We start from the raw sequence: 5,319 nt of genomic DNA, 5'->3' as shown, positions 1-5,319 counted from the left end.
GCCGGTACTGAGCAGTGAGCTCACGGCAGATTCCGAGCTCCTGTACCGCCGTTCGATCAGCGAGCGCGTTGGTGCGCTTGCGCCGTTCCTGGCGCTCGACGGCGACCCGTATCCGATCATCACCGACGGCCGCATCACGTGGGCAATCGACGGCTACACAACGGCAACGACCTACCCATCGGCGCAGTTCGTGACGATCGCAGGGGTGCCGGCCACGAGCGGTCTTGCTGGCCGTGAGGTCAACTATCTCCATGCCGCGGTCAAGGCAACGGTCGATGCCGAGACCGGCGAAACTCACCTGTATCGCATGGACGACGGTGACGATCCGGTGCTTGACGTGTGGGCCGGGATCTATCCCGAGCTGCTCGAATCGCTCGACCAGTTCCCCGACACGCTCCGCTCACTGGTGCGCTATCCCGCCGACCTCTGGGCCGTGCAGTCGACCCTGCTCGGCCGGTATCACGTGGATTCTGCAGAGCAGTTGTTTAACGGCACAGGCCGTTGGGCAGTCAGCGCTGCAGCCGCGACGACCGTCGGTGAACCGACCACGTCGCCGGCACCGTCTGTCGATCAATTCACCGTTCTTGCAGGCAACGCTGATGGGTTCGCGTCGGTGCGTCCGCTCGGCCCGGGTTCGGCGTCGAATCCGACCTCGACGCGCGACGAACTTGCTGCGCTCGCCGTTGCGGACCACGATCTTGCGGGCGGCATCCACCTCCGTGTCGCTGCAGTCGGCCCAGATGCGTTGCCGTTGCTGAGTCCGCAGGTGGCTCAGAGTGCGATCGATGCCGACCCCGAGATTGCTCGGGCGATCACGTTGCTGAACGCGAATGGTTCCAAGGTTCAATTCGGTCCGATGACGCCGGTGCTCGCCGGTGCCCGCCTCGTCTGGGTGCGGGCGATCATCGTGACCGGCACTGGCTCGTCGCCGGCTCCGCGCCTGTTCGGTGTCGCAGCGGTGTCCGACGGCGCCGTGGCCGTGGAGGACACGGCGGGCGCGGCCATCGCTGCGCTGACCGGTGCCTGATCACGCGGATCTCCACCCGAACCCGCGGTTAGCGCTCGTACTGCTCGATCACGTCGTCGATCGGGCCATCGACGCGCAGGACGCCCTGCTCTAACCAAATGCCGCGTGTGCAGTGCTTGCGCAATTCGGCCATCGAATGGCTGACGAGCAGAAGCGTGCCGGCAGATGCGAGGATCGACGCGATCCGTTCGGTCGACTTCTCTTTGAACTTCTGGTCGCCGACCGACAGTGCCTCGTCGATCAGCAGGATCCTCGGTGCAATGGCGGTGGCGATCGCGAAGTGCAGCCGCGCCCGCATGCCCGATGAGTACGTGCGCAGCGGACGCTCGATTGCCTCGCCGAGTTCGGTGAAGTCGGCAATCTCGTCGAACCGCTCTTCAACCTCGGCGGGTACCATTCCGAGCGCGAGGCACCCGAGGCGGATGTTGCGTGCTCCGGTTGCCAGCGGCATCAATGTTGCTCCGACGCCCATCAACCGGGGTTCGTCGCTCACCAAAATTTCGCCGCGTGATGGAGCGAGCATCCCGGCAATTGCAGCGAGGATCGTCGATTTACCCGAGCCGTTCGAACCAATCATCCCGACTGATTCGCCTTCGCTCACGTCGAAGGACACGCCCTTGACGGCATGCACCACCCGTCGGCTTTCACCGGTCCGCGTCGCGACGCGTTGGCGTAGGGCCGCGCGTCGGGCGTCGAACAACTCGTATTCGATGTGCACGTCCGACACGCGCAGCGACAGCGGCGGGGCCGATGACATTGCGTCCGTCACGCCCGTCCGTACATGAGTTCGCGGACGCGGAAGAACCGGAAACCGAAGATGAGCACGACGGCGGTGATGCCGACCAACTCGGCGGTTCGGAGCAGGTCGACCGGGGTCCCGAGAAACACCCATCGGTAGAGGTCGAGGAGTTGCACCATTGGGTTGAGCGAGATGGCACGGCGGATGAAGCCGGGGGTGTTGGCGCTGTCGACGTACTGGCGAACGGGGAACATCACGCCAGACACGTACATCAGCAGGCGGAAGACGAACGGGATGAGTTGCTGCACGTCGCGGTAGCTGTCGTTGAGCCGTGCCGCCACGAACGCCGCGCCCATGTTGAAGCCGGTGTGGATCACCAGGACAAGCGGCAGGAGGAGCGTCCGTCGGCTGAGGCCCTGTCCGGTGATCACGGCAACGAAGCCGATGGCGAGGAGTTCGAAGCCGAAGGTGAGGAGGCGGCCGAGCACGGTGGAGACCGGCAGGAGTGCACGGGGGAACCGCATCGCTCGCATCAGGCCGACGTTGGCGGTGATCGACGTGGCGCCGGCGAGGACCGAACGAGTGGTCAAGCCGAACGTGAACACACCGACGGTCAGCCACAGCAGGTAGTTGTCGATGCCGCGGTTGGCCTTCAGGAACACGGCGAACACTAGGTAGTACACAGCCACGGTGAGTAGCGGGTTGACGAGGTGCCACACGTTGCCGAGCAGGGTGTCCTGGTGCGTCGAGCGGACCTCCTCGGCGGGCATCGCGACGGCGAACGATCGGCGGTCCCACATCTGGCGCAGATAGTCACGTGTCGAGACGTGCGCGTGTAGCCGGAAGAGCGCAGCGGCTGGGTCCGGACCGTGGTCCGGATCGGCGTCATCGAAACTCAGTGACGTGTCGACGGTGCAAAGCTATCGCTGCGGGGTGCTCGTTGCCGGCTGGTAGCTTTCCGACAGCGTTTCCCCCGCGGGCTACAGCCATTACTGCCGGAATGGCGTCGAGACGCAGGGCGTCGTGAATCATTGAGTTTCGCCGGAGAAGGACCCAACCAGTTAGTGCTTCGAGAACCGAATTCTCCGACTGTTGGTCTTCCGCCGGCCTCGCACCATCGCACTGACATCCAGGGCATGCGGGCGATCGCCGTGGTGCTTGTGCTTGCGTATCATGCCGGCGTCCCAGCATTCGCAGGTGGCTACATCGGCGTCGATGTCTTCTTCGTGATCTCGGGGTTCCTCATTACTAGCTTGATGGTCCGTGAGGCATCGGTGACCGGGGAGTTCGACGTCATTCGTTTCTACCGGCGACGTGTTCGCCGTTTACTTCCGGCCACGGCAGTTGTGCTCGCCTCGACTTCAGTTCTGACCCTGTTGATCCTCCCGGCGACGCGCTGGGAATCGATCGCGGCCGACATTCGATCGAGTGCGTTGTACGTGGTGAACTGGCGGTTCGCCCAGCAATCTGTCGACTACCTGGCGTCTGACGCCGCCGCCAGCCCGCTGCAGCATTTCTGGTCGCTTGCGGTTGAAGAGCAGTTCTACGTCGTGTGGCCGGTCTTGTTGCTGCTCCTCCTGCGCTTCTCGCAACGCAGGGGTGTCCAGTTGTCGCGGACACTCCTGGCGGGCATTGCACTCATCTCGGTCCCATCATTCGTGTGGTCGGTATACCTCACTGACAGCGCTCCCGGCTCGGCCTTTTTCATGTCAACGACGCGAGCCTGGGAGTTCGGCGTCGGAGGATCGCTCGCCCTGGGAGCCACTCACGCCGCTCGCCTTCCGAAGATTGCTGCGACAATGCTCGGCTGGACGGCGATCTCGGTGATCGTGGCCGCCGCCGTGCTCTACGACGACACGACGAGGTTTCCCGGCTACGCGGCGCTCGCACCCACGATTGCGACAGCAGCGTTGATTGTCGCCGGTCTCGGCCGCCCCGATGGGGCACTCCAGCGGATCCTGAGTCTAGGACCCATGCAATGGATGGGAGACATTTCCTATTCGCTGTACCTCTGGCACTGGCCGCTCCTCGTCATGGCGACATGGTTGTGGGGGAGCAATGGTGGCTCCCTCTCGGTGGCGGCAGGTCTCGCAGTTGTCGCAGCGTCCTTCGTGCCCGCCTGGCTGAGCTTCCGACTGGTTGAATCCCCGATCCGCTATTCGGCGCGCGCGTTCCGGTTTCCTCGCGCCTCGCTTGCAATTGGCGCAACGTGCACTTTGATCGGTCTTGCGGCAGCGATGTCGGTCAACGCTTTGATACCGACCGAATCGGCTTACGTTGCGGGCGCCGAAGAGTTTGATGCCGGAGCGCAACGCGATCGGCTCGTCGGCCTCGGCGCTGTGGTGCTCGGCGACGATCCGACTCACGATCCGGACGGTGACGTCGTCGACACGGTCTCCTCTATGATTCCATCACCGGTCGGTGCGCTGAAAGACCTTCCGAGTCTGGGCGGCGAGAGCTGTATTCAAGGTCCAGCCTTTTCTGAGCTCAAGCCCTGCGATTACGGCCCGCCAGACGCGGCAACGGTCGTTGCGTTGGTGGGCGACTCGAAGATGGCCCAATGGCTTCCCGCGATCGAGCGGGTTGCCGACGAGCGTGGCTGGCGGGTGCTGACCTTTCTCGTCAACCGGTGTGCGTTGGCCCGGATCCCTGTCATCAGCGACCCGACGTTTGCCGATGCCTGCACGAACTACAACGAGGCCCGATATGCGGAGTTGCTCGAACGCGACGACATCGATTACGTGGTCACTTCGCAGCGGACCGCTGCTTCTTTCATTCCCGATATCTCGCCCGAGATGCAGCACCGATCCTTCGTGGCCGACTTGCAGCAGACGTGGCAGGACATCGAGGCCTCCGGCACCGAAGTCATCGTCTTGCTCGACAATGCCACACCGTTGCGTGAGATTCCGGAGTGCGTCGTCGCGCATCCCAGCAAGCTCAGCGAGTGCGCGTTCAAACGCGCCGATGGTATCGCTGCAAGTGCGGCCCCGGTTCAGCTCGAGGCGAGTCGGGGCATCGATGGCGTGAGCGTCGTCGACGTCCAGGACTGGATCTGCCCGGGCGAAGTCTGTCCAGTGGTGATCGGCAACGTACTGATCTATCGGCAGGGCTCGCATCTCACGTCGACATACGTTCGCTCACTGTCGACGTACTTGGACGCAGCGTTGATGTCGGCCATGGCCGACGATTCAACTGCGATGGGCGAGTGAAGTCGGCCGACGAAATGGGGTGCCGGCCTCGTTGTCCAGTAACTTTGAAGCCGATGGAGCATCACCCGAAGTTCGAAGAGAGCCGATTCCTGGGCGACAAGCGCACCCAGCTTGTTTACGACCTTCAATCGTGGGACGACGACGATGTCATCAACGAATTCGTTGGTCTCGGTGTGGCGCTGTGTTTCAGCCCAGACGAGCTGCCCGAAGCCCGCAACCGCGGCTACACGCTGGCCACGCCGGGCAAGAAGCGCATGCACCGCGCTCCCCGAGCCTGAAGCCGTTGGCCGACGATGCCCGGGATGAACGATCGGTTCGAATCGAACGGGCTCTCGCTCGCATGT

General features: G+C 63.6%; 5 protein-coding genes. 3 read left to right on the top strand and 2 right to left on the bottom strand.

Annotation, left to right across the window (positions count from 1 at the left end; translation table 11 throughout):
* A partial coding sequence (locus tag ACH2EI_RS13135; RefSeq protein ID WP_395160330.1) for a UPF0182 family protein occupies positions 1-1,027 on the top strand: 1,027 nt, incomplete at its 5' end.
* 28 nt (positions 1,028-1,055) lie between these two features.
* Here ACH2EI_RS13135 and ACH2EI_RS13130 read toward each other — a convergent pair.
* Together ACH2EI_RS13130 and ACH2EI_RS13125 are read right to left on the bottom strand one after the other, a co-directional pair.
* Positions 1,056-1,796, bottom strand: a complete 741-nt coding sequence (locus ACH2EI_RS13130; protein ID WP_395155344.1) for an ABC transporter ATP-binding protein — start codon at positions 1,794-1,796, stop codon at positions 1,056-1,058.
* On the bottom strand, positions 1,793-2,566 hold the full coding sequence (locus tag ACH2EI_RS13125) for an ABC transporter permease (protein WP_395155345.1): 774 nt from the start codon (positions 2,564-2,566) through the stop codon (positions 1,793-1,795). The genes ACH2EI_RS13130 and ACH2EI_RS13125 overlap by 4 nt, the downstream gene beginning before the upstream one ends.
* A gap of 336 nt (positions 2,567-2,902) precedes the next feature.
* On the opposite strand from ACH2EI_RS13125, the gene ACH2EI_RS13120 reads away from it, so the two are divergent.
* The gene (locus tag ACH2EI_RS13120; RefSeq protein WP_395155346.1) at positions 2,903-4,975 is read left to right on the top strand and encodes an acyltransferase family protein; all 2,073 of its coding nucleotides are present in this window, start codon (positions 2,903-2,905) and stop codon (positions 4,973-4,975) included.
* Positions 4,976-5,028: 53 nt separating this feature from the next.
* Positions 5,029-5,253, top strand: a complete 225-nt coding sequence (locus ACH2EI_RS13115; protein ID WP_395160328.1) for a hypothetical protein — start codon at positions 5,029-5,031, stop codon at positions 5,251-5,253.
* Positions 5,254-5,319 lie beyond the last annotated feature (66 nt).

This window comes from Ilumatobacter sp., assembly GCF_041688325.1.
Lineage (GTDB): Bacteria > Actinomycetota > Acidimicrobiia > Acidimicrobiales > Ilumatobacteraceae > Ilumatobacter_A.
Note: the sequence above shows the minus strand (reverse complement) of the source record. Positions and strands in the feature narration are given on the sequence as shown.